Here is a 20,705-nt window from a genome sequence, read left to right as displayed (position 1 = left end):
GTCGGGGGGCGCGGTCAGAGACCGAGCATCTTCTTCACGCGCTTGACGTCAGCCTTGGCGACGTCGGTCGAACCTTCGAGACGGCGCTTGCGCGAGGAGGACTTGACCTCGAGCAGGTGGCGGCGGTTGGTCTGCTCGCGGCGCAGCTTGCCGCTGCCCGTGACCTTGACGCGCTTCTTCATCCCCGAGTGGGGCTTGAACTTCGGCATTTATGCCTCCATGTCTGGGTCGAGGTTCTCAGAACGCCGACGTGGCTTCTTGGGTGTTGCAGTCTTCTGGGCGGCTTCGCGGTGTGCCTTGACCTCGGCGGCTTCGGCATCCTTCTCGGCGGCCTTGGCTGCCGTGGTCTTGACCTTCTCGGCCTTGACCTCGGCCTGGGCTTCGGACTTCTTCTTGTGCGGGCCGAGCACCATCGTCATGTTGCGGCCGTCCTGACGGGCGTTGGACTCGATGAAACCGAGGTCCTCGACGTCAGCGGCGAGGCGCTGCAGCAGCCGGTAGCCCAGCTCGGGTCGGTGCTGCTCGCGTCCGCGGAACATGATGGTGATCTTGACCTTGTCGCCAGCCTTGAGGAATCGGACGACGTGACCCTTTTTGGTGTCGTAGTCGTGCTGGTCGATCTTCGGACGCAACTTCATCTCTTTGATGATGGTGTTGGTCTGGTTGCGGCGTGACTCGCGTGCCTTCTGTGCGGTCTCGTACTTGAACTTGCCGTAGTCCATGAGACGGCAGACGGGCGGGCGAGCGGTCGGAGCCACCTCGACAAGATCGAGATCAGCTTCCGCTGCCAGTCGCAGGGCATCCTCAATACGGACGATGCCCACCTGTTCACCGCCAGGACCGACGAGGCGTACTTCGGGAACGCGGATTCGGTCGTTGACGCGCAGCTCTGTGGTGATGGATCCTCCTGAGATCGTGTGGGAGGCCAAGAAAAAATGGCCCCCGTACAAAACGGAAGCCACCAGTGGCGTATTCCCGCAGGAATGACGCCGTCGGCCAGTTCGTTGATGCTCGATGAACCGGCGTAACCCCAAGGTCAAGGACCAAGCAGGTGGGAGGTGGACCTCCACTTCGCCTTCAAGGTTATCAGCGCAGTCGTTTATCCACCAAACCCGGACTTTCCCTCGCCGAAACATGGGCGACCCGGTGTGGAAAACTTGGTGGGTCAGGCTGACACCATGCTCTGGCGCATCCGCACGACACTCGCCGACCGGCCGGGGATCCTGGCCGAGATCGCTCTGGCGTGCGGACGCTCCGGGGTCAACATTCTCGGCATGCAGGTCTTCCCCACGAGCCCGCGCGTCACCGACGAGTTCATCGTCAGCGCGCCCGAAGGCTGGGGCGACGTCCAGCTCGCCGAGCTGTTCGAGGAGGCCGGCGGCGCACAGGTCTCCGCCACACGGGTCAGCGACGACTCGCTGATCGACGCACCGACGCGCTACCTCCGGGGCGTGCACGAGGTCCTCGAGGAAGGCCGCGACGCCGAGGAAGTCCTGCGGGAGCTGCTCGAGACTGAGCCGCCGGACGTCGCCGACTATCGCGGCCACGACGTGCTCGACCTGACCCGCCGCAACGGATCGGTGCTGCGCATCAGCCGCGCGATCCCGTTCACCTCGGTCGAGCGGGCCCGCGCCCAGGCTCTGCTGTCACTCGTGAGCGATGCTGGCTACGAGACGCCGCTGATCTCCCCCTCGCCGCGCCAGCAGGTGCCGATGGTGCGCGAGGCGACGCTCGCCGACATCGAGGCGGTCGCCGCCCTGCACGCTCGATGCAGCGTCGAGACGCTCTACAACCGCTACCAGGTGCCGCTGCGCATGCCGATGACGACGCGGATGGCGCGTCGTCTCGTGTCGCCCGAGTCCGGTGTCGCGCTGGTCGTGCAGGTCGGCCTCGATGTCGTCGGCCACGGCGTGCTCGAGGCGCTCGACACCGTCTGGACGTTCCAGCTCCTCGTCGAGGACGCGTGGCAGGGCCAGGGCCTCGGCACGATGCTGGTCAAGCAGGCCGCCGGCCGGGCCAAGTCGCACGGCGCTCCCCGTCTGACGTTCATCACCGAGGGTTCCAACGACAAGCTGCTCCGGACGGTCGGCAACGCCGGGTTCGTCGCCCGGGTCGAGCGGCACGACGGCAACGTCCACATCACGGTGCCGCTGTCAGCCGTACGCTCGATCGCCGCCGGCTGACCTTCGCGTCAAGCGAGCCAGGCGGGCCCGGCCGCGCTTTGGACGAGTCGGTGGCCCGCAGCGAGGTGTCCGACGTCGTCGGTCTCGACGACCGTGAACGTCGGGCTGCCGAGGTCGAGCAGGATCGCCGCCGCGCCCTCGTCGAGCGTCGCCCGGGCGGCGTCGCGGCCCAGGATCGGCACCGGGCGGGCCTGTGCGTCCCAGACGGCCATCGACGCGATGCTGCTGAACGCCAGCAGCGCCTGCCGGCCGTCGGCGCCGGTCATCAGGACCGCAGCCATGTCGGCGTTCTTGTCGCCCTCGGCCGGCACCTCGCCGAGCAACGCGATGATCGGGACGAACACCCGGGCGTCGGCCAGCGCGGCGAGCACTGCCACGTCGTCGCCGAACGCCTCAGCCAGGGCCGGATCCACCGATCCGTCGTCACCGGGGAACTGCGGACTCGCGAGCGTTCGGTCATGTGTCATGCGATGGCCTCGCTTCGCTCGGTCATGACGGCACCCGGCTGCGCAGGTAGGCGACGGCCTCGCGCGCGTACCCGCCGTCGGAGCCTTGGATGGCGAACAGCATGACCCGCTCGTCGTCGTTCGTGACCAGCGTCGGCCACGGAGCGCCGCTGCCCATCGCAAAGCCCTGGATGTCCGACCACGGGATGCGGTGGTGCCGGTAGCCGTTGAGCACCTCGACGCCGTCGTCATCAGCGCGCACGAAGCTGCGGCCGATGCCGTGCAGGAACACCAGCACGGCGATGATGATGAGCCACAGCGTGATGTCCTCGGCGACCGTGAACGAGATGTCGTCCGGCAGCGCCAAGCCGATCACCACGGTGATGACCAGCATGATGACGCCAACGGCGTAAGCGACGACGCGGGCTCCGCCGGGGCGGAACGTCCTCAGATCCGGCACGCCAGGATGTCCGTCACGAGGATGCCTCGGGCGCCGATCTCGAAGAGCGAGTCCATGACCTTCTGGGCGGCGTCGCGCGGCACCATCGAGCGCACGGCGACCCACCCTTCACGATGAAGCGGCGAGACGGTCGGCGACTCGATGCCGGGGGTCAGTTCGACGGCCCGCTCGACCTGGTCGACCCGGATGTCGTAATCCATCATGATGTACGTCCGCGCGACCAGGACGCTGTCGATGCGGCGCTTGAAGACCGCGAATCCCTCGGGCTCCGGGGCATCGCGGCGAGTGATCAGCACCGCCTCGGAGGACAGGATCGGCTCGCCGAACACCTCGAGGTCGGCCTGCTTCAGCGTGCTGCCGGTCTCGACGACGTCGGCGATCGCGTCAGCGACTCCAAGGCGTACGGACGACTCGACAGCGCCGTCGAGGCGTACGACATCAGCACTGATGCCACGCTCCGCGAGGTAGGGCTGCACGATGCCCGGGTAGGACGTCGCGATCCGCGACCCCGCGAGGTCGGCGATCGACGACATCGCACCGATCGGCGCGGCGAAGCGGAACGTCGAGGCGCCGAAGCCGAGCGAGATGTTCTCCGCGGCCTTGGCGCCGGAGTCGAGCAGCAGGTCGCGGCCGGTGATGCCGACGTCGAGCGTGCCCTCCCCCACGTAGATCGCGATGTCGCGGGGACGGAGGTAGAAGAACTCGACGTCGTTGTCAGGGTCGAGCGTGACGAGATCCTTGGTGTTGCGGCGTTGGTGGTAGCCGGCCTCGGTCAGCATCTGTGCGGCGGACTCGGCGAGGGCGCCCTTGTTGGGTACGGCGATCTTGAGCATGGACTTCTCTTCTCAGGAGTTCTGTGACGGGACTCGAAGGCACGGAACGGCGCCGAAGGGCCGATCCGTCACAGATGCGCGTAGACGTCGTCGAGCGTGATGCCGCGGGCGATCATCATGACCTGGGCGTGGTAGAGCAGCTGGCTGAGCTCCTCGGCGGCGCGCTCGGCGCCTTCGTGCTCCGCCGCCATCCACGACTCGGCCGCTTCCTCGACGAGCTTCTTGCCGATCGCGTGCACGCCGGCATCGAGCTCGGCGACGGTGCGCGAGCCCTCAGGGCGGTTGGCTGCCTTGTCGGACAGCTCGGCGAAGAGTTCATCGAAGGTCTTCATCGCGGAGCAGTCTATCGGCGGTCCCCCAGCGCATGGTTCGCAGGACCACGAGCGAGACAGGCTCGGATTCAGAAACATCGTCATATTCCTTGACAGGAATCGCACGCGACCACGTGACCGGTCTCTGGGAGCCGGCGACGACGGCCCTGCTCGGCCGCAACAACGCCGAGGGCTTCATGGGGTTCTGGCCGGCCGTCGCCGACCAGGCTGACGCCGACCCGCGCGACCGGGGCTACGGAGCACGCCTCTTCGACGAAGGGCTGCCCGTGCAGGCGCATGGGTCCTGGCCAACACCGCCAACGGCGACGGCGTCCTGTCCCTGGCCTACGACCGAGTACGCGCCTGATCGCCCCCAACCACGCGGATCGTCCTGCGCCCGCTCGTCGTCAGCCGAGCGTGCGCAGGACGTTCCACGCGGACAGCGCGGCCTCGACAGCCTCGCGGCCCTTGTCCTCGTGGCTGTCGGGCAGGCCCGCGCGGTCGAGCGCCTGCGCCTCGTCGTCGCACGTCAACAACCCGAAGCCGATCGGGACTCCGGTGTCCAGCGCGACGCGATTGAGGCCGTCGGTCGCCGCCGCCGAGACGTACTCGAAGTGCGGGGTGCCACCGCGGATGATCACGCCGAGGGCGATGACCGCGTCGTAGCCCTCACGGGCGTACGCCTGGCAGAGGATCGGCAGCTCGAACGATCCGGGAGCCCGGACCAGCGTGACGTCCTCGACCTTGGCATCGGCCAGAGCGCGCTCGGCACCGGCGATCAGGCCGTCCATGACCTCGGTGTGCCAGCGCGACGCGACGATCGCGACGCGCGCGCCGGTCCCGTCGACGAAGATCGTGGGTGCTCCCGCTCCGCTCATGAAAGCTCTCCTAGTCCGGGAAGGTCGTGGCCCATGCGGTCGGCCTTGGTCTGCAGATAGCGCAGGCTGTCCTCGTTGGGCGCGATGCGCAGCGGCAGCCGCTCGCTGATCTTGACCCCGTAAGCCTCGAGGGCGATCGTCTTGTCGGGGTTGTTGGTCAGCAGTCGGGCCGACGTGACGCCCAGGTCGCGCAGGATCTGTGCGCCGGCGGCATAGTCGCGCTCGTCCTCGCCGAAGCCGAGCTGCAGGTTGGCGTCGACCGTGTCGGTGCCGGCATCCTGCAGGGCGTACGCCTGCAGCTTGTGCAGCAGGCCGATGCCGCGCCCCTCATGGCCGCGGAGGTAGACGACGATGCCCGCGCCGGCCGTCGTGATCTCGGTCATCGAGAGCTCGAGCTGGGGACCGCAGTCGCAGCGCCGGGAGCCGAACACGTCGCCGGTCAGGCACTCGGAGTGGATGCGGGTCAGGACGTCCTCGGTGCCGGGATCGCCGTAGACCAGCGCGATGTGCTCCGAGCCCTCGATCATGTCGCGGTAGCCGTGCGCCGTGAACGTGCCGAACTCCGTGGGCAGCCGTGTCGTCGCGAGCCGCTCGACCTGCGACTCGTGGAGCCGGCGGTAGACCTGCAGGTCCTCGATCGAGACCAGCGCGATGCCGTGCTCGTCGGCGAACTCACGCAGCTCCGGCGCCCGCATCAGCGTGCCGTCGTCGTTGAGCACCTCGCCGATGACACCGGCCGGCGTCAGCCCGGCCAGGCGGGCGAAGTCGACCGCTGCCTCGGTGTGGCCGGCGCGCTCCAGCACTCCCCCGGGCTTGGCCCGCAGCGGGATGATGTGGCCAGGCTGGTTGAGCTCGAACGGCTCGGTGGCCGAGTCCGCGAGCACCCGGCACGTGCGCGCGCGGTCCGCGGCCGAGATGCCGGTCGTGATGCCGTCGCGGGCGTCGATCGAGATCGTGTAGGCCGTGCGCATCTTCTCGCGGTTGTGCGGGGTCATCAGCGGGATCGCGAGCCGGTCGAGGATCTCACCGGTGATCGGCGCGCACACGAGACCGCTGGAGTAGCGGACCAGGAACGCCATGAGCTCGGGCGTCGCCTTGCTCGCCGAGAAGATGATGTCGCCCTCGTTCTCGCGGTCCTCGTCGTCGACGACCACGATCGCCTTGCCCTGGCGGAAGTCCTCGATCGCCCGCTCGATGCTGTCGAGCCGTACGCTCTCGTGCTCAGTCATGCTGTGGCTCCTTCTGCTCGGGCGCCCAGGAGGCGCTCGACGTACTTGGCGAGGATGTCGACCTCGAGGTTGACCCGGTCGCCCGGGCCCTTGGTGCCGAGCGTCGTCTCGGCCAGCGTCGTCGGGATCAGCGACACCGAGAACCACGGTTCGTCGGCGTCCACGACCTCCACGACCGTGAGGGACGTGCCGTCGACCGTCACCGAGCCCTTGTCGACGAGATACTTCGCCAGGTCTACCGGCACCGCGATGCGGACGACCTCCCAGTGCTCGCTGGGCGTACGGTCGAGGATCCGCCCGGTGCCGTCGACATGACCCTGCACGATGTGCCCGCCCAGTCGTGCGCCCGCCCTGGTCGCGCGCTCGAGGTTGACCTCGTCGCCGACCCGCAGGTCGCCGAGCGACGTCTTGTCGAGCGACTCCTTCATGACGTCGGCGGCGAACGAGTCGGTGTCCTGCTCCATGACGGTGAGGCACACGCCGCTGACCGCGATCGAGTCGCCGTGCTGGGCGTCGGAGACCACCAGCGGTCCGCGAACCGTCAGGCGTACGGAGTCGCCCAGGTCCTCGACCGCGGTGACCGTGCCCTTTTCCTCGATGAGTCCGGTGAACATCAGTCGAAGTCCTCTCGTTGCATGCGGCCGGGGGTGCCGATGATGCGGATGTCCGGGCCGACCATCGTCAGGTCGTGCAGGTCGATGGGCCGCAGGTCGGCCAGTGTCGTCGCCTCGCCCTCGAGTGCCGCCCGGCCGGAGCCGAGCATGGCGGGGGCGATGTAGCCGATCACGCGGTCGATCACGCCGGCGTTCCAGAACGCACCGGCGAGGCGCGGTCCGCCTTCGAGCCAGATGTGCCGGATCTGGTTGTCGATGAGCTTCTGCAGCACGACCTCGGGGTCACGGGACTGGACCAGCAGCGTCGGCGCCACGCGGTCGAACACCCGGTAGTAGTTGGGGATCTTGGTCTCGCCCACCACGACCCGCAGAGGCTGCTGGTCGTACGGGAGCGGGATGTCCTTCTCGTCGCGCACCGAGAGCCGGGGATCGTCGGCGAGGACCGCACCGGTGCCGGCGACGATCGCGTCGGACTCCGCGCGGAACTTCTGCACGTCGCGGCGGGCCTCGTCGCTCGTGATCCACTTGCTCGTGCCGTCGGGCGCGGCGCTGAGACCGTCGAGCGTTGCGGCGTACTTCCACGTCACGAACGGCCGGCCCGAAGTCACCGCGAACGTCCACTCGACGTTGAGGTCGGTGGCCTCCTCGGCCATCACGCCGGGCTCGACCTCGATGCCGGCCGCGCGCAGCGTCTTGGCACCGCCGGCGGCGGAACGGTCGGGGTCGATCTGCCCGAACACGACACGGGCGACGCCGGCCTCGATCAGCGCCTCAGCGCAGGGTCCGGTGCGGCCGGTGTGGTTGCACGGCTCGAGCGTGACGACCGCGGTGGCACCGCGAGCGGCGTCACCAGCCTGCGTGAGCGCGTCGACCTCGGCGTGCGGTGTGCCGGCGCCTCGATGGACGCCAACGGCGATCTCGGTGCCGTCAGGCGCGAGCAGGACGCAGCCGACGCGCGGATTGGGCAGCGTACGTCTGACGGTGCGGGCCGCGTCGAGCGCGCGTTGCATCGCGCTGTTCTCGGTGTCGGTTGCCATGCATTCCTCCAGGTCGTGATGACTCACGCGTCCCGGGGTCTCTGGTGACCAAGTGCCACCAACGGTCGTGGCGCTCCGCGCCACGACACAGTGCTCCTCCCATCCGGACTTTCACCGTCGGTGCCGGAATTTCACCGGCTCAACCGCTGCCTCATCACGAATGATGTGACCGCGGGTCGCGGACTGTCACCGCCGGCTCGGAATTACACCGACCCCGGAGCACGCGAGCGATGTTGCTGCTCGTTGCCTCAAGTCTAGCCCGCGGGTCTCAGTCAGCGGGTGTGACGTCCGGCATGTGATCGCAGCTCGGCGACCATCGCATCGGGGTCGTCGGCACTGAACACGGCTGAGCCGGCGACGAAGGTGTCTGCGCCGGCCTCCGCGCACCGCTCGATCGTCTCGAGAGAGACTCCCCCGTCGACCTGGAGCCAGATGTCGCCGCCGTGCTTGTCGATCAGGGTGCGGGCCCGCTGGATCTTGGGCAGGCAGATGTCGAGGAACTTCTGGCCGCCGAAGCCCGGCTCGACGGTCATGACCAGCACCATGTCGAGCTCGGGCAGCAGGTCCTCGTAGGGCTCGATCGGCGTGGCCGGCTTGAGCGCCATCGAGGCGCGGGCACCCTTGGCGCGGATCTCACGGGCGAGGCGTACGGGCGCCTTCGCCGCCTCGACGTGGAACGTGACGCTCTGGGCGCCGGCCTCGACGTACGCGGGGGCCCAACGATCGGGGTCCTCGATCATGAGGTGCGCGTCGATCGGCTGCTTGGCGACCTTGGCCAGCGCTTCGATGACCGGCGCTCCCAAGGTCAGGTTGGGCACGAAGTGGTTGTCCATGACGTCCATGTGCAGCCAGTCGGCACTCGAGATGCGCGCCGCCTCGGACTCAAGGTTGGCAAAGTCCGACGCCAGCATGCTCGGGGTGATCTGGATGCCCATGCCGCCAGCGTAGTGGTGCGCCGAGCGCCGATCAGGAGGTGGCGCGGTCGCGCAGGATGCCGTCGATCACGATGTCGAGCATCGGGGCGGCTTCTTCGATGGGGATGCCCGACGCGTCTGCGACGGTCGCGATGCCACTGACCAGCCGCATGACCTGGCGCGACTCGACGTTGTCGCGGAGCGCATGTGTCTCGGTGAGGTGACTGACCACGAGATCGTTGGCGTCCGCCAGCATCTGGCATTTGCGGTAGATCGGCGAGGCCGGGTCGTCGAAGGCGGCGCTGAGCTTGGCTGCGGCACCACGATGCAACGTCAGGTGCTTGATCAGGTCCATGAACCAGCGCTCGAGCGTCTCGCGCGCCGGGAGGTCGGCCGCCACCGCTGCCTCGCTGTCGGCGAGGACTCGCGCCGACCAGTCGCGCATCAGTGCATCAATCAGGTCGTCGCGGGTCGGGAAGTGCCGATAGAGCGTGCCTGGTCCCACACCGGCGCGCTTGGCGATCTCGTCGAGCGAGCCCTCGGCGCCGCGCTCGGCGAACACCTCACGTGCGGCAGCCACGAGCTTGTCGTAGTTGCGCTGGGCGTCAGCACGCAGCGGCTTGGCCGGCGCTTCGACGGCGTCTTCGGTGGACGTGACGGGCACCACGGTCCCACCTCCCTTGCTAACCGGAGACTGTCTCCGTATAGTCGTTCGAAGAACCGGAGCCCTTCTCCGTTCGAGTGTACGACACTTCATTTCGTGGGACAGGAAACCTCACCATGACCTCCATCACCGCGCCCCCGGACACCGGCCGCAGAGCCTCGTACGGCATCGCGATCGTGTTGATCGCCCAGCTCATGCTCGTTCTCGACGTCACCGTCGTGAACGTCGCCCTCCCCCGCATCCAGACCGACCTCGACTTCTCGCCGGCCGGTCTCTCATGGGTGCTCAACGCCTACACCCTCGCGTTCGGCGGACTGCTGCTTCTCGGCGGCCGTCTCGGCGACGTGTTCGGACGCCTCCGGGTGTTCGAGATCGGCCTCGGGCTGTTCACCGTGGCCTCTCTGGCGGGCGCACTCGCGCCCAACCCCGAGTTCCTCGTGACCTCGCGAGTCCTGCAAGGTGTCGGCGCAGCCATCGCGGCACCCAGCGTGCTGGCGCTGCTCACGACCTCGACGCCCGATGCTGCCTCGCGCAACCGGGCCCTCGCCCTGTTCACCGCCGTCTCCTCCGCCGGAGGCTCGATCGGCCTGATCCTCGGCGGTGCGCTCACGGATCTGGGGTCCTGGCGCTGGACGCTCATGATCAACGTGCCGATCGGCGTCGCGGTGCTCGCACTCGTTCGGCGGTTCGTCGACGAGACGGCACGTCGCCCCGGTCGCTTCGATGTCGTCGGCGCAGCCACGGCGACACTCGGCTCGGTCGCCGCGGTCTACGCGTTCATCAACGCACCCGACCACGGATGGGACTCGATCGGCACGATCGGCGGCTTCGCACTCGCCGCCGTGCTGCTGGCTCTGTTCGTCCGTACGGAGCGCATCGCGCCGCACCCGCTGCTCCGGCTGGGCCTGCTGCGCAATCGGCGCCGGGCAGGCGCGCTCGTGGTGATGTCGCTGCTCGTCGGTTCACAGTTCCCGATGTTCTTCCTGCTGGTGCAGTACGACCAGCGCGTGCTGGGCTTCGGTCCGCTCGCCTCGGGATTCGCGTTCCTGCCGCTGACCCTTGCGATCTTCGCGGTCTCACGGATCTCGGCGCGCCTGGTGGGTCGATTCGGTCCTCAGCGGCTCATCGCGATCGGCACCGTCGGCATGGCCGTCAGCTTCTTGTGGCTCAGCCAGATCAGCACCACCAGCGGCTACGTCACGGCGATCCTCGGCCCGATGCTGCTCAGCGGCGCGTCGGCAGGGCTGGCGTTCATGCCCACGACCGTCGCGATCCTCGCGGACGTCGAACCCGAGCACGCCGGAGCGGCATCAGGCCTGCTCCAGACGATGCAGCAGCTCGGTGGAGCCGTCGGACTCGCGGTGATCGTGTCGGTCTACGCCTCGGGCGCTGTTCCGGGGCAGGTCGTCCCGGGAGCGGAAGCCGCGTTCCTGACCTCGATGGGATTCGCCGTGGTGGCATTCCTCATCGCCATGGTGGTGATGCGGGCGCCGCGGCAGTCGGCGAGGGCGCCGGAGCTCGTGTCAGCCGCGGCGGAGTAGCGCGCAGAACATCGCATCGGTGCCGTCGATGTGGGGCCACCACTGATGGGTGGACTCCACATCGACGTCGCCGCGTCCTGCGGTGACCGCGTCGACGACGCCCGTCGTCTCCCTGACGTGCGGCGAGCAGGTTGCATAGACCACGACGCCACCAGGGCGTACGAGCTCGAGCGCGCGGGCGAGCAGGGCTTCCTGGAGCGGCACGAGGTCGTCGAGGTCGGCTTCGGACCGGCGCCAGCGCGACTCGGGTCGGCGACGGAGCGCCCCGAGGCCCGTGCAGGGGGCGTCGACCAGGACGCGGTCGAAGCTCGCAGGCTCCCACGGACCGTGACGCCCATCGGCTGTGGTGACCTCGACGTTGTCGAGCAGGCGTACGCCTTGGCGCACCAGGTCGGCGCGGTGCTCCAGCACCTCGTTGGCGACCAGGTGAGCGCCACGCTGCTTGGCCAACGCGCCGAGGAGCGCTGCCTTGCCACCCGGTCCGGCGCAGAGGTCGAGCCAGCGGGCGTCGTCACCGTCCACCTGAGCCTCGGCGAGCGTGATCGCGACGAGCTGGGAACCCTCGTCCTGCACGCCGGCGCGGCCGTCGCGCACCTGCGGGATCGCTCCCGGGTCGCCGCCTTCGTCGAGGATGCGGGCGTAGGGCGAGAGCTTGCCCGGCGTGCCGGGCAACGCGTCTGGGCTGCAGAGCCCCGGGCGGGCCACCAACGTGACCCGCGGCGGGGCGTTGTCGGCCGCCAGGAGCTTGTCGATCTGAGCCGCATGGCCACCGAGTGCCTCGCGCAGCGCCGTGACGATCCACACGGGATGCGAGGTGCGTACGGACCGGGCCTCGTCGCCGTCGAGGCCTGCCGTAACGACCTCAAGCCAGCCGGTGAGGTCCTTCTGGCCGATCTTGCGCAGCAGGGCGTTGGCGAAGTGCACGGGCTTGTGGCCGATCTCGCGGCGCACGAGGTCGACTGTCTCGGAGACCGCCGCGTGCGCGGGCACCCGCATGCTCAGGAGCTGGTGGGTGCCGAGCCGCAAGGCATCGAGCACCGGCGGGTCGATCGAGCCGAGGCCCTTGCTGGCCACCTGACCGATGATCGCGTCGTAGGTGCCCTGCCTGCGGACCGTGCCGTGCACCAGCTCGGTCGCGAACGCTGCGTCACGACCCTCGATCTGGTGCTCGGCGAGCATCGCCGGGAGGACCAGGTTGACGTACGCATCGCGCTCGGCCACAGCCCTGAGCACATGGAACGCAACCGCACGGGACGGATCGGTCATGCCGTCGCCTCCAAGAAGAGCCAACGATACGGAGCCGACGGCACGAGCGCCCCGATGTGACCTCGCTGGCGCTCCGTCATGAAAACGCCACACCGTCAGGGAAGGACGTGCCGCGGGCCCAGTCGGCGGCACGCATGCGCTTCTTGCCGAACGCCTGGACCTCACCGAGCACGAGATCGGTCGTGGTCGTGCCGACCCGGACCTCCTGCTTGCCGATCGACAGCTGACCGGGCACCAGCGTGCGGTCGTCCGCGATCGTTGCCGGCCCGACCTTGACCCGCTCGCCCTCGAGCAGGGTCCAGGCACCTGGAGCTGGCGTGCAGCCTCGGATGTGCCGATCGATCGCGAACGCCGGCCGGTTCCAGTCGATCCTGGCCTCGTCGGTCGTGAGCTTGGGGGCGTACGAGATGTTGTCCTCGGGCTGCGGTACGGCCGCGATGTCACCGTCCTCGATGTGGTCGACGACGTCGACCAGCAGCCTGCTGCCCCAGTCCGCCAGTCTCGCCAGCAACTCCGCCGACGTGTCCTCCTCGCGGATGCGTTCGGTGATCGAGCCGAGCACGGGCCCGGCGTCGAGCTCCTCGACCAGGCTGAACACCGTCGCACCGGTGACCTCGTCGCCGGCCATGATCGCCCGCTGAACCGGCGCGGCGCCGCGCCAGGCCGGCAGCACCGAGAAGTGCAGGTTGATCCAGCCGTACTGCGGGATGTCGAGCGCTTCGCGGCGGATCAGAGCACCGTACGCGACGATCGGGATGCAGTCGGGGGCGATCGCCCGGAGGCGGTCCATGAAGTCAGGGTCGGACGGCTTGGCGGGCCTGAGCACCTCGATGCCGTGAGCGGCGGCGGCCTCGGCGACGGGAGACGGCTTCAGGGTGCGACCGCGGCCGGCCGGCGCGTCGGGACGGGTGATCACCGCGGCGACGTCGTGGCGGCTGGCGACGAGCGCCTCGAGGGATGGGAGGGCGGTCTCGGGCGTACCTGCGAAGACGACTCTCACGGCGTCGAGTCTAGGCGTCGACGCTGAGGGGGCTGGTGCCGCGGTCAGAGCGACAGCGGGTCGACCTGGATGCGGAGTCCCGGCTGCTTGGCGGCGCTGCGCTCGGCGGCCAGCGCGGAGAGGGCGGCGGCGAGGTCGGCGCCTTCGCGTCGAGGTGCCCGCAGGATCAGACGTTCCCCCGCCTCCGTGGAGCGTGCGTCCACCGGCACCGGTCCGAGGATCTCGGTGTTGGGCGTCCAGATCCGGTTGGCCAGGTTGGCCAGAACCTCGTCGGGCCCGTCGACCGTGGCGAGCCTGGCAGTGGGCGGCAGATGCGTCTCCGCGCGACCGGCGAGCTCGCGAGCTGCGAATCCCGCGGGATCGGCGCGGACGAGCGCCTGCAGGGTCTGGGCGTCACCCACGGCGACCGCGATGGCACCCGGCCCAGCGAGGGCGAGGGCGTTGAACCAACGACGGTGCGACTCCTCCTCGACGCGTACGTCCTCGCGCGCCAGCATGAGCCAGGTGTCGAGCAGGATCACGACGGCATAGCCGCCCGGAACGTGTGGCTCCGCACCGGGGGTCGCGAGCACGAGACGCCGGCCGGGCTCGACCCGGTCGAGGATCGTCTGGCCACCCGACGTCACGACTTCGAGGTCGGGAAAGGCGCGGGCGAACTCCTCAGCCGTGCGCAGCGCCCCCACGACCGGCGAGCGGAGCTCGGTGCCCTGACAGTGTGGGCACGCCCACGGCGACGCGTCACGCCCGCACCAGCGGCAGGCGACGGGCGCCGAGGCCGACGGCTGGCCCAGCGGACCCTGGCACGCCTCGCACCGGGCCGGCTGGCGGCAGGTCTGGCACGACAGGGACTCGCGGTAGCCACGTCGCGGGACCTGGATCAGCACCGCACCGTCGGCTCCGCGGATCGCGCGGAACGCCTCCTGTGGGAGCCTGACCGGCGCGGAACCGTCCACCGAGCCGTCCGTGACCGTCAGCCGGGGCCAGGCCTTGCGACGGGCGCGCTGGTCCGCCACGAGCTCGCTGCACCATCCGCTGTCGACCAGCGACTGCCCTTCGGCCGTGCGCGCGTAGCCACCCATCAGCACCGCGGTGTCCTGGGCCGTGGCCCGCAGCAACAACACCTCGCGCGCATGCGGGTAGGGCGATCGCGGTTCGGCGAACAGGTCGTCGCCGTCGTCCCACATCGCGACCAGCCCGAGGTGCTTGACCGGGGCGAATGCGGCCGCACGGGTGCCGAGGACGACCTGCACGTCGCCGCGAGATGCCGCGAGGAACGCCGCATAGCGGTCGGCGGCCTCGCCGGCCGCCGTGAGAGCCACGTGCCGGCCCTCCCCCAGCACCTCGGTGAACACCGCGTCCCAACGGGCGACATCGCGTATGTCGGGCACGCACACGACCGCGCCGCGACCCGAGCCGAGCGTCGCCAGCACCGCCTCGGCGACCAGCTGGGCCGGATCCTGGCCGGGGATGGCACCCCACCAGGCCCTGGGCCGCTCTCCTGCGCGCAGCGCCGCGACAAAGCCGAGCCCGTGAGCGTACGTCTGCCAGCCGGCCGCGCTGCCGACCGGCAGGGCCCCCTCGGCGGGTGTGGCGCGCAACCCCTCGGCACGGGCGTGGCGCGGCGGGATGGCGAGACGCAGGACGTCGCCGAGCGTGCCGGCATAGCGGTCGGCAACGGCACGAGCGAGCGACAGCACCTCAGGATGCAGCACCGGCTCGGGTGACACGACCTTGGCCAGGAACGCCAGCCGGCCGACGTGCTCGGTCGCGTCGACCCGCTCGACGACGAACCCGTCGACCAGACGACCCGCGAACCGGACCTTGACCCGGCAGCCCGGCACCGTCTTGGCGGCGAGCGTCGTCGGGACGAGGTAGTCGAAGAGCCGGTCGAGGTGCGCCAAGCCGCTGTCGACCACGACCCGGGCGACCGGGCGGATCGGAGCGGCCTCGGGCTGCGGTTTGGCCGCCGGAGCACGCCGTCGGGTCACCGGCGCAGGCGGGACCAGAGCCAGCTGCTCGGGACCCTCGTGTGTCATCACGGTGCTGTTCTATCAGCCGCCACCCACACCGACGCTGCGCAGACGCAGAACGACCCCCGCCTGATGGCGGGGGTCGTTCGGCAGTCAGTGACGATCAGGCGCCGACGTGAGCCTTGAGCGCCTCGGCACGGTCCGTGGTCTCCCAGACCACGCCAGGCAGCTCGCGGCCGAAGTGGCCGTAGGCCGCGGTCTGCGCGTAGATCGGCTTGAGCAGGTCGAGGTCGCGGATGATCGCGGCCGGACGCAGGTCGAAGACCTCGAGCACGGCTTCACGGATCTTGTCGACCGGGACCGTCTCGGTGCCGAACGCCTCGACGTAGAAGCCGACCGGGTGGGCCTTGCCGATCGCGTAGGCGACCTGGACCTCGACCTTGGTGGCGAGGCCGGCAGCGACGATGTTCTTGGCGACCCAGCGCATCGCGTAGGCGGCCGAACGGTCGACCTTGCTCGGGTCCTTGCCGGAGAACGCACCGCCACCGTGGCGGGCGTAGCCGCCGTAGGTGTCGACGATGATCTTGCGACCGGTGAGGCCGACGTCACCCATCGGGCCACCGATGACGAACTTGCCGGTCGGGTTGACCAGCAGGCGGTAGTCGGAGGTGTCGATGTCGAAGTCGGCGAGGATCACGTCGACGACGTGCTTCTTGATGTCGACCGTGAGCTGCGAGTCGAGGTCGATGCCGTCCTCGTGCTGCGTCGACAGCACGACGGTGTCGACGCGTACGGGCTTGTCGTTGTCGTCGTACTCGACCGTGACCTGGGTCTTGCCGTCGGGGCGCAGGTAGGGCAGCGTGCCGTCCTTGCGTACGGCGGTCAGCTGCTCGGCGAGGCGGTGCGCGATCGTGATCGGCAGCGGCATGAGCTCGGGGGTCTCGTCGCACGCGAAGCCGAACATCAGGCCCTGGTCGCCGGCGCCCTGGAGGTCGAGCGGGTCGGCCGAGCCCTGCGTGCGGCCCTCGAACGCCGTGTTGACGCCCTGCGCGATGTCAGGAGACTGCGCGTCGAGCGTGATCTGCACGCCACACGACGCGCCGTCGAAGCCCTTGACCGACGAGTCGTAGCCGATCTCGAGCACCCGATCGCGAGCGATCTTGGCGATGTCTGCGTATGCCTCGGTCGTGACCTCGCCACCGACAACGATCAGGCCCGTCGTGATGAACGTCTCGCAGGCCACGCGGCTCTTGGGGTCCTGGGCGAGCAGTGCGTCGAGGACGCTGTCGCTGATCTGGTCGGCGATCTTGTCCGGGTGACCTTCGGTCACCGACTCGGACGTGAAGAAGCGGCTCACATTTTCTCCTGGGTTGAGGGCTGTACAGCATTCTAACGAGCGAGATGACTGGTTGTTTCGTCAGTCCAAGCGTTGGACGACAGCATCCCAGATCGCGTGCGCCAGACGGATCTTGGGACCGTACGAGATCTCTTCGACGGTTTGGTCGGCGCCGAGGATGACGGCTTCGCTCTCGTCCTGGCCGAAGACCTTGCCGGCACTGACGTCATTGACGACGAGGAGGTCGCAACCCTTGCGAGCCAGCTTGGCGCGGGCATGCTCGATGACGCTGGCGCGGGCGTCACCGGTCTCGGCGGCGAATCCGACGATGACCGGCCGCTTGCTGGTGCGCGCGCCGACGAGCTCGAGCAGGATGTCGGGGTTCTCGACGAGGTGGATGTCGGGGGCGACGCCATCCGCGGTCTTCTTGATCTTGGCCTCGACGAACTCGGCGGGACGGAAGTCGGCCGGGGCGGCTGCCATCACGACGGCGTCCGCGTCGGCAGCGGCGAGGTGCATCTGCTCGCGCAGGTCCTCGGTGCTGACGACTCGTACGATCTCCGCACCGGCGGGGTCGGGCAGCGCCACGTTGGCCGCGACGACCGTGACGCGGGCGCCCCGCGCGACGGCAGCCTCGGCAAGGGCATAACCCTGGCGACCGGACGATCGGTTGCCGAGGAAGCGGACCGGATCGAGGTATTCGCGCGTGCCGCCGGCCGAGACGACCACGTGCAGGCCGGTGAGGTCCTGCGGGCGGCCCTCGAGCACCTGCAACGCGGCCGCGTAGATCTCAGCAGGCGCAGGCAGCCGGCCCTTGCCGGTGTCGACACCGGTCAGGCGGCCCACAGCGGGTTCGAGGACGACGACACCCCGCTCCCGGAGCAACGCGACGTTGGCCTGGGTGGCGGGGTGATTCCACATCTCGGTGTGCATCGCCGGGGCGAAGACCACCGGACAGTGAGCCGTGAGCAGGGTGTTGGTGAGCAGGTCGTCGGCGAGACCGTGCGCCGCCTTGGCCAGGATGTTGGCCGTCGCGGGTGCGACGAGCACCAGGTCGGCGTGCTGGCCGATGCGGACGTGTGCGACCTCGTCGACATGCTCGAACACACCGGTCTGCACGGGCTTGCCGCTCAGGGCCTCCCACGTGGCGGCACCGACGAAGTGCAGCGACGACACCGTGGGCACGACCCGGACGCTGTGGCCCGACTCGGTGAACAGGCGCAGCAGCTCCGCGGCCTTGTAGGACGCGATGCCGCCTGAGACGCCGAGGACGATCTCTGCCATACCTACCGCCTCACTTCAGAGAGCGTGGATCAGGCCTTGGTGGCCGCGGCTTCGGCCTCGGGGTCGACGTCCTCGACGGTCAGGAGGTCGGAGTTGATCTCACGGAGCGCGATCGAGAGCGGCTTCTCCTGCACGCCGGTCTCCAGGAGCGGTCCGACGTACTCGAGCAGGCCCTCGCCGAGCTGCGAGTAGTAGGCGTTGATCTGGCGCGCACGCTTGGCGGAGTAGAGGACGAGCTTGTACTTGCTGTCCGCCTTCTCCAGAAGATCGTCCAGCGGCGGGTTGGTGATGCCGATGGCAGTCGAGCGTGTCGTGGACACAGAGAGCCTCACAAAAAGATTAGGAATGCACCCGGCTCGTGCCGGATCTGAACAAGTCTACCAATTCTTGGCAAGCAGTCTCGACATCGGTGTTGACGATCGTCACGTCGAACTCCGGCTCGGCGGCGAGCTCCGTGCGGGCCGTGGCCAGTCGCCGCTCACGTTCCTCAGGGCCCTCGGTCCCCCGGCCGACGAGGCGGCGTTCGAGCTCGGCCCAGCTGGGCGGCGCGAGGAAGCACATCAGTGCGTCGGGCATACGTTCGCGAACTTGGCGCGCACCCTGCAGGTCGATCTCCAGCAACGCCGGAGTGCCGGCGGCGAGCCGCTCCTCGACGGGCGCGCGCGGCGTGCCGTAGCGGGCGGCCCGGTGGACGACGGCCCACTCGAGCAGCCCGTCCTCGGCGATCAGGCGGTCGAACTCCGCGTCGGAGATGAAGTGGTAGTGGACGCCGTCGACCTCGCCCGGACGCGCCGGGCGGGTCGTCACCGAGACGGAGATCCAGATGTCGGGGTGGCTACGGCGTACGCAGGCCGCGACCGTGCCCTTGCCGACCGCGGTCGGACCGGCCAGGACGACGAGCCGCGAAGGACGTGTGACGGGTGCAGGAGACCCGTCAGGCACGGCCAGAGCGGCCTGTTCTATCGGCGAACTCGGCGATCAGGGCCTTGATCTGGTTGGCGCCCAGACCGCGGAGCCGGCGGCTGTCGGCGATGCCGATGCGCTGCATGATCTCCTGGGCGCGGACCTTGCCGACCCCGGGCATCGACTGCAGGAGGTCGATGACCTTGAGCTTGGCGATGACCTCGTTGGCGCGCGACTCCTGGATGACCTCGGTCAGGCTGGCGCGCGAGTTCTTGAGGCGGTTCTTGACCTCGGCTCGCAGCTGCCGGGCGGCCGCTGCCTTCTCGAGTGCAGCCTTGCGCTGCTCCGGCGTCAATATCGGGAGTGCCACTTGCCTCACCTCATCTGTTGTACGGAATGGTGTTTCAGCTGAGCTTGATCTTGCATTCCTGCTTGACGTTCTTGACCACGGCGTTGCGCTGCTTGGTGGTGCCGTTGAACTTCTGGTAGGCCGTGTTGATCTCCTTGAGCTGGTTGGTGTCCAGCTTCTTGAGCTTGGCCTTGTCCTTCATCTCTTCGAGCTTGATGCCGGCCTTCTTCTGGGCGTCGACGATGCCGGTCGTGGCCGTGGCCAACGCCGTCCAGTCCGCCTTGATCGAGGCCGGGGCGTCCTTGCTGATGTCGGTGAGCAGCTTCGCGTAGGTGACGTAGGCCGCATCGGTGCGGGTCTCGCCGAACGTGTTGAGGGAGTCCTTGTGCTTGTCGACCGCGTCGCAATAGGGATCTCCACCACCGCAGCCCGAAAGGGTCGTGATCGCGACGATCGTCGTGATCAGGACAGCGGCGGTTCTCTTCATGCATGGACTCCTCGGAAGCGGGCGACCCCGGACGCTATGACCCTACAAGTTCGGCGTTGACCCGGGCGACAGAATCGCGGAGCGCCTGGACATCGGGGCCGGCGGACAGCACGCCGCGTGAGGTCGACGGGATGACGTTGTCGATGACCGAGCCGAACAACCGGCGAATGTCGTCCACCGTGCCGCCCTGCGCCCCGAATCCGGGGACGAGGAGCGGTCCGTTGATGGCCAGATCCTCGGCGGCGTCGCCGATCGTCGCCCCGACGACGGCACCGAACGATCCCATCGGGAACGCATCGGCGTTGAGGGCGGCCAGCTGCGCGAGCACGTCGCCGGCGACCGTACGGTCACCGTTGACGGCGTGCTGGACCTCGGGCCCCTCCTTGTTGGAGGTCAGGGCGAGCACGAAGACCCCGGCGTCGTTCTTGGCCGCGACGTCGAAGAACGGCTGCAACGAGCCGAAGCCGAGGAACGGGTTGACCGTGATCGCGTCGGCGGCCATCGGCGCGTCCTCGTCGAGGTAGGCGTCGGCGTAGGCAGCGGCGGTCGAGCCGATGTCACCGCGCTTGACGTCGAGGACGACGAGCGAGCCCGTGTGGCGCAGGTCCTGGATCGTACGTTCGAGGACGACGACGCCACGCGCGCCGAACCGCTCGAAGAACGCCGACTGCGGCTTGACGAACGCGACCTTGCCGGCGAACGCCTCGACGCAGATCGTGGCGAAGCGGTCAAGGCCCTCGACGTCGTCGGGCAGGCCCCACTCGGCGAGCAGGGACGAGTGCGGATCGATGCCGACGCATGCGGGACCGTACGCCGCCATCGCCGCCCGTGCACGCGAACCAAAGCTCATGCCGCAACCTCCAAGGCGGGACCGATCTTCATGCGGTTGCGTCGTCCGTGCAGCGCGAACGCCTGAAGATCGGTTCGACCGTGCGCGTGGCGGGACCGATCGTCATGCGTTTGGGTTGCCCCAGCAACGCGAACGCCTGAAGATCCGTCG

The 20,705-nt window shown here is 69.0% G+C and carries 24 protein-coding genes and 1 riboswitch; of the genes, 2 read left to right on the top strand and 22 right to left on the bottom strand.

Annotated features, from left to right (window positions below):
• Positions 1 to 14: 14 nt before the first annotated feature.
• Together rpmI and infC are read right to left on the bottom strand one after the other, a co-directional pair.
• The gene (rpmI, locus tag ESP70_RS00535; protein WP_056214226.1) at positions 15 to 209 is read right to left on the bottom strand and encodes a 50S ribosomal protein L35; all 195 of its coding nucleotides are present in this window, start codon (positions 207 to 209) and stop codon (positions 15 to 17) included.
• A complete protein-coding gene (infC, locus tag ESP70_RS00530; RefSeq protein ID WP_223148574.1) occupies positions 210 to 1,136 on the bottom strand; it encodes a translation initiation factor IF-3 in 927 nt (308 codons plus the stop codon).
• A 42-nt stretch (positions 1,137 to 1,178) separates the two neighbouring features.
• On the opposite strand from infC, the gene ESP70_RS00525 reads away from it, so the two are divergent.
• A complete protein-coding gene (locus ESP70_RS00525) occupies positions 1,179 to 2,183 on the top strand; it encodes a GNAT family N-acetyltransferase (RefSeq protein ID WP_149687445.1) in 1,005 nt (334 codons plus the stop codon).
• Positions 2,184 to 2,191: 8 nt separating this feature from the next.
• Here ESP70_RS00525 and ESP70_RS00520 read toward each other — a convergent pair whose 3' ends face one another.
• The 10 genes from ESP70_RS00520 to ESP70_RS00470 form a co-directional block, all read right to left on the bottom strand.
• Positions 2,192 to 2,650, bottom strand: coding sequence for an SseB family protein (locus ESP70_RS00520; protein WP_149687444.1), 459 nt, complete (start codon positions 2,648 to 2,650; stop codon positions 2,192 to 2,194).
• Positions 2,651 to 2,672: 22 nt separating this feature from the next.
• Positions 2,673 to 3,089: a PH domain-containing protein gene (locus tag ESP70_RS00515; protein ID WP_149687443.1), complete on the bottom strand. Its 417-nt coding sequence runs from the start codon at positions 3,087 to 3,089 to the stop codon at positions 2,673 to 2,675.
• The gene (gene hisG, locus ESP70_RS00510; protein WP_149687442.1) at positions 3,077 to 3,922 is read right to left on the bottom strand and encodes an ATP phosphoribosyltransferase; all 846 of its coding nucleotides are present in this window, start codon (positions 3,920 to 3,922) and stop codon (positions 3,077 to 3,079) included. Before hisG ends, ESP70_RS00515 begins: the two co-directional genes overlap by 13 nt.
• Positions 3,923 to 3,990: 68 nt before the next feature.
• Entirely contained in the window at positions 3,991 to 4,254 is a 264-nt protein-coding gene (locus ESP70_RS00505) for a phosphoribosyl-ATP diphosphatase (protein WP_149687441.1), read from the bottom strand.
• A 386-nt stretch (positions 4,255 to 4,640) separates the two neighbouring features.
• On the bottom strand, positions 4,641 to 5,111 hold the full coding sequence (ribH, locus tag ESP70_RS00495) for a 6,7-dimethyl-8-ribityllumazine synthase (protein ID WP_149687440.1): 471 nt from the start codon (positions 5,109 to 5,111) through the stop codon (positions 4,641 to 4,643).
• Entirely contained in the window at positions 5,108 to 6,340 is a 1,233-nt protein-coding gene (locus ESP70_RS00490; protein WP_149687439.1) for a bifunctional 3,4-dihydroxy-2-butanone-4-phosphate synthase/GTP cyclohydrolase II, read from the bottom strand. Before ESP70_RS00490 ends, ribH begins: the two co-directional genes overlap by 4 nt.
• Positions 6,337 to 6,954, bottom strand: a complete 618-nt coding sequence (locus ESP70_RS00485; protein ID WP_149687438.1) for a riboflavin synthase — start codon at positions 6,952 to 6,954, stop codon at positions 6,337 to 6,339. Before ESP70_RS00485 ends, ESP70_RS00490 begins: the two co-directional genes overlap by 4 nt.
• A complete protein-coding gene (ribD, locus tag ESP70_RS00480; protein ID WP_149687437.1) occupies positions 6,954 to 7,991 on the bottom strand; it encodes a bifunctional diaminohydroxyphosphoribosylaminopyrimidine deaminase/5-amino-6-(5-phosphoribosylamino)uracil reductase RibD in 1,038 nt (345 codons plus the stop codon). Before ribD ends, ESP70_RS00485 begins: the two co-directional genes overlap by 1 nt.
• A gap of 87 nt (positions 7,992 to 8,078) precedes the next feature.
• A riboswitch (FMN riboswitch) is annotated at positions 8,079 to 8,217 on the bottom strand.
• Positions 8,218 to 8,263: 46 nt separating this feature from the next.
• Complete coding sequence (rpe, locus tag ESP70_RS00475; protein WP_149687436.1) at positions 8,264 to 8,926, bottom strand: ribulose-phosphate 3-epimerase; 663 nt, start codon at positions 8,924 to 8,926, stop codon at positions 8,264 to 8,266.
• Between the two features lie 31 nt (positions 8,927 to 8,957).
• Positions 8,958 to 9,572, bottom strand: a complete 615-nt coding sequence (locus ESP70_RS00470) for a TetR/AcrR family transcriptional regulator (RefSeq protein WP_246161725.1) — start codon at positions 9,570 to 9,572, stop codon at positions 8,958 to 8,960.
• A gap of 113 nt (positions 9,573 to 9,685) precedes the next feature.
• Between ESP70_RS00470 and ESP70_RS00465 the strand changes: the two genes are divergently transcribed.
• Positions 9,686 to 11,110 carry an MFS transporter gene (locus ESP70_RS00465; protein WP_149687435.1) on the top strand — a complete coding sequence of 475 codons (1,425 nt, stop codon included), beginning with the start codon at positions 9,686 to 9,688 and terminating at the stop codon, positions 11,108 to 11,110.
• Here the strand turns inward: ESP70_RS00465 and ESP70_RS00460 are convergent.
• The 10 genes from ESP70_RS00460 to pyrF all read right to left on the bottom strand — a co-directional run bounded on the left by ESP70_RS00460 (position 11,093) and on the right by pyrF (position 20,555).
• Positions 11,093 to 12,376: an RsmB/NOP family class I SAM-dependent RNA methyltransferase gene (locus tag ESP70_RS00460; protein ID WP_149687434.1), complete on the bottom strand. Its 1,284-nt coding sequence runs from the start codon at positions 12,374 to 12,376 to the stop codon at positions 11,093 to 11,095. The two genes, ESP70_RS00465 and ESP70_RS00460, sit on opposite strands and share 18 nt — an antisense overlap.
• A 76-nt stretch (positions 12,377 to 12,452) precedes the next feature.
• A complete protein-coding gene (fmt, locus tag ESP70_RS00455; protein ID WP_149687433.1) occupies positions 12,453 to 13,376 on the bottom strand; it encodes a methionyl-tRNA formyltransferase in 924 nt (307 codons plus the stop codon).
• Positions 13,377 to 13,420: 44 nt separating this feature from the next.
• Positions 13,421 to 15,412 (bottom strand): primosomal protein N', encoded by a 1,992-nt coding sequence (locus ESP70_RS00450; protein WP_188110527.1) that lies wholly within the window; start codon positions 15,410 to 15,412, stop codon positions 13,421 to 13,423.
• Positions 15,413 to 15,509: 97 nt separating this feature from the next.
• Entirely contained in the window at positions 15,510 to 16,703 is a 1,194-nt protein-coding gene (metK, locus tag ESP70_RS00445; RefSeq protein ID WP_149687432.1) for a methionine adenosyltransferase, read from the bottom strand.
• A gap of 60 nt (positions 16,704 to 16,763) precedes the next feature.
• Positions 16,764 to 17,966: a bifunctional phosphopantothenoylcysteine decarboxylase/phosphopantothenate--cysteine ligase CoaBC gene (gene coaBC / locus ESP70_RS00440; protein WP_149687431.1), complete on the bottom strand. Its 1,203-nt coding sequence runs from the start codon at positions 17,964 to 17,966 to the stop codon at positions 16,764 to 16,766.
• Between the two features lie 29 nt (positions 17,967 to 17,995).
• Positions 17,996 to 18,286, bottom strand: coding sequence for a DNA-directed RNA polymerase subunit omega (rpoZ, locus tag ESP70_RS00435; protein ID WP_056214269.1), 291 nt, complete (start codon positions 18,284 to 18,286; stop codon positions 17,996 to 17,998).
• A 19-nt stretch (positions 18,287 to 18,305) separates the two neighbouring features.
• The gene (gmk, locus tag ESP70_RS00430; RefSeq protein WP_149687430.1) at positions 18,306 to 18,908 is read right to left on the bottom strand and encodes a guanylate kinase; all 603 of its coding nucleotides are present in this window, start codon (positions 18,906 to 18,908) and stop codon (positions 18,306 to 18,308) included.
• Positions 18,901 to 19,239, bottom strand: coding sequence for an integration host factor, actinobacterial type (mihF, locus tag ESP70_RS00425; protein ID WP_056397000.1), 339 nt, complete (start codon positions 19,237 to 19,239; stop codon positions 18,901 to 18,903). Before mihF ends, gmk begins: the two co-directional genes overlap by 8 nt.
• Before the next feature lie 34 nt (positions 19,240 to 19,273).
• A complete protein-coding gene (locus ESP70_RS00420; RefSeq protein WP_149687429.1) occupies positions 19,274 to 19,705 on the bottom strand; it encodes a hypothetical protein in 432 nt (143 codons plus the stop codon).
• A gap of 34 nt (positions 19,706 to 19,739) precedes the next feature.
• Positions 19,740 to 20,555, bottom strand: coding sequence for an orotidine-5'-phosphate decarboxylase (gene pyrF / locus ESP70_RS00415; RefSeq protein ID WP_149687428.1), 816 nt, complete (start codon positions 20,553 to 20,555; stop codon positions 19,740 to 19,742).
• Positions 20,556 to 20,705: the final 150 nt, after the last annotated feature.

It is taken from the genome of Aeromicrobium ginsengisoli (assembly GCF_004134905.2).
In the GTDB taxonomy this organism is placed as follows: Bacteria; Actinomycetota; Actinomycetes; order Propionibacteriales; family Nocardioidaceae; genus Aeromicrobium; species Aeromicrobium ginsengisoli.
This window is presented reverse-complemented; position numbering and strand designations above follow the sequence as displayed.

Bases quoted from the DNA above. Each gene is read 5' to 3' on its own strand.
- rpe (WP_149687436.1), bottom strand. From the start codon at position 8,926: ATGGGCATCCAGATCACCCCGAGCATGCTGGCGTCGGACTTTGCCAAC.
- hisG (WP_149687442.1), bottom strand. From the start codon at position 3,922: ATGCTCAAGATCGCCGTACCCAACAAGGGCGCCCTCGCCGAGTCCGCC.
- ESP70_RS00490 (WP_149687439.1), bottom strand. From the start codon at position 6,340: ATGACTGAGCACGAGAGCGTACGGCTCGACAGCATCGAGCGGGCGATC.
- pyrF (WP_149687428.1), bottom strand. From the start codon at position 20,555: ATGAGCTTTGGTTCGCGTGCACGGGCGGCGATGGCGGCGTACGGTCCC.
- infC (WP_223148574.1), bottom strand. From the start codon at position 1,136: ATGTTTCGGCGAGGGAAAGTCCGGGTTTGGTGGATAAACGACTGCGCT.
- ESP70_RS00525 (WP_149687445.1), top strand. From the start codon at position 1,179: ATGCTCTGGCGCATCCGCACGACACTCGCCGACCGGCCGGGGATCCTG.
- ESP70_RS00460 (WP_149687434.1), bottom strand. From the start codon at position 12,376: ATGACCGATCCGTCCCGTGCGGTTGCGTTCCATGTGCTCAGGGCTGTG.
- ESP70_RS00420 (WP_149687429.1), bottom strand. From the start codon at position 19,705: ATGAAGAGAACCGCCGCTGTCCTGATCACGACGATCGTCGCGATCACG.
- ribD (WP_149687437.1), bottom strand. From the start codon at position 7,991: ATGGCAACCGACACCGAGAACAGCGCGATGCAACGCGCGCTCGACGCG.
- ESP70_RS00450 (WP_188110527.1), bottom strand. From the start codon at position 15,412: ATGACACACGAGGGTCCCGAGCAGCTGGCTCTGGTCCCGCCTGCGCCG.
- ESP70_RS00485 (WP_149687438.1), bottom strand. From the start codon at position 6,954: ATGTTCACCGGACTCATCGAGGAAAAGGGCACGGTCACCGCGGTCGAG.
- ribH (WP_149687440.1), bottom strand. From the start codon at position 5,111: ATGAGCGGAGCGGGAGCACCCACGATCTTCGTCGACGGGACCGGCGCG.
- coaBC (WP_149687431.1), bottom strand. From the start codon at position 17,966: ATGGCAGAGATCGTCCTCGGCGTCTCAGGCGGCATCGCGTCCTACAAG.
- ESP70_RS00465 (WP_149687435.1), top strand. From the start codon at position 9,686: ATGACCTCCATCACCGCGCCCCCGGACACCGGCCGCAGAGCCTCGTAC.
- rpmI (WP_056214226.1), bottom strand. From the start codon at position 209: ATGCCGAAGTTCAAGCCCCACTCGGGGATGAAGAAGCGCGTCAAGGTC.
- ESP70_RS00505 (WP_149687441.1), bottom strand. From the start codon at position 4,254: ATGAAGACCTTCGATGAACTCTTCGCCGAGCTGTCCGACAAGGCAGCC.
- ESP70_RS00520 (WP_149687444.1), bottom strand. From the start codon at position 2,650: ATGACACATGACCGAACGCTCGCGAGTCCGCAGTTCCCCGGTGACGAC.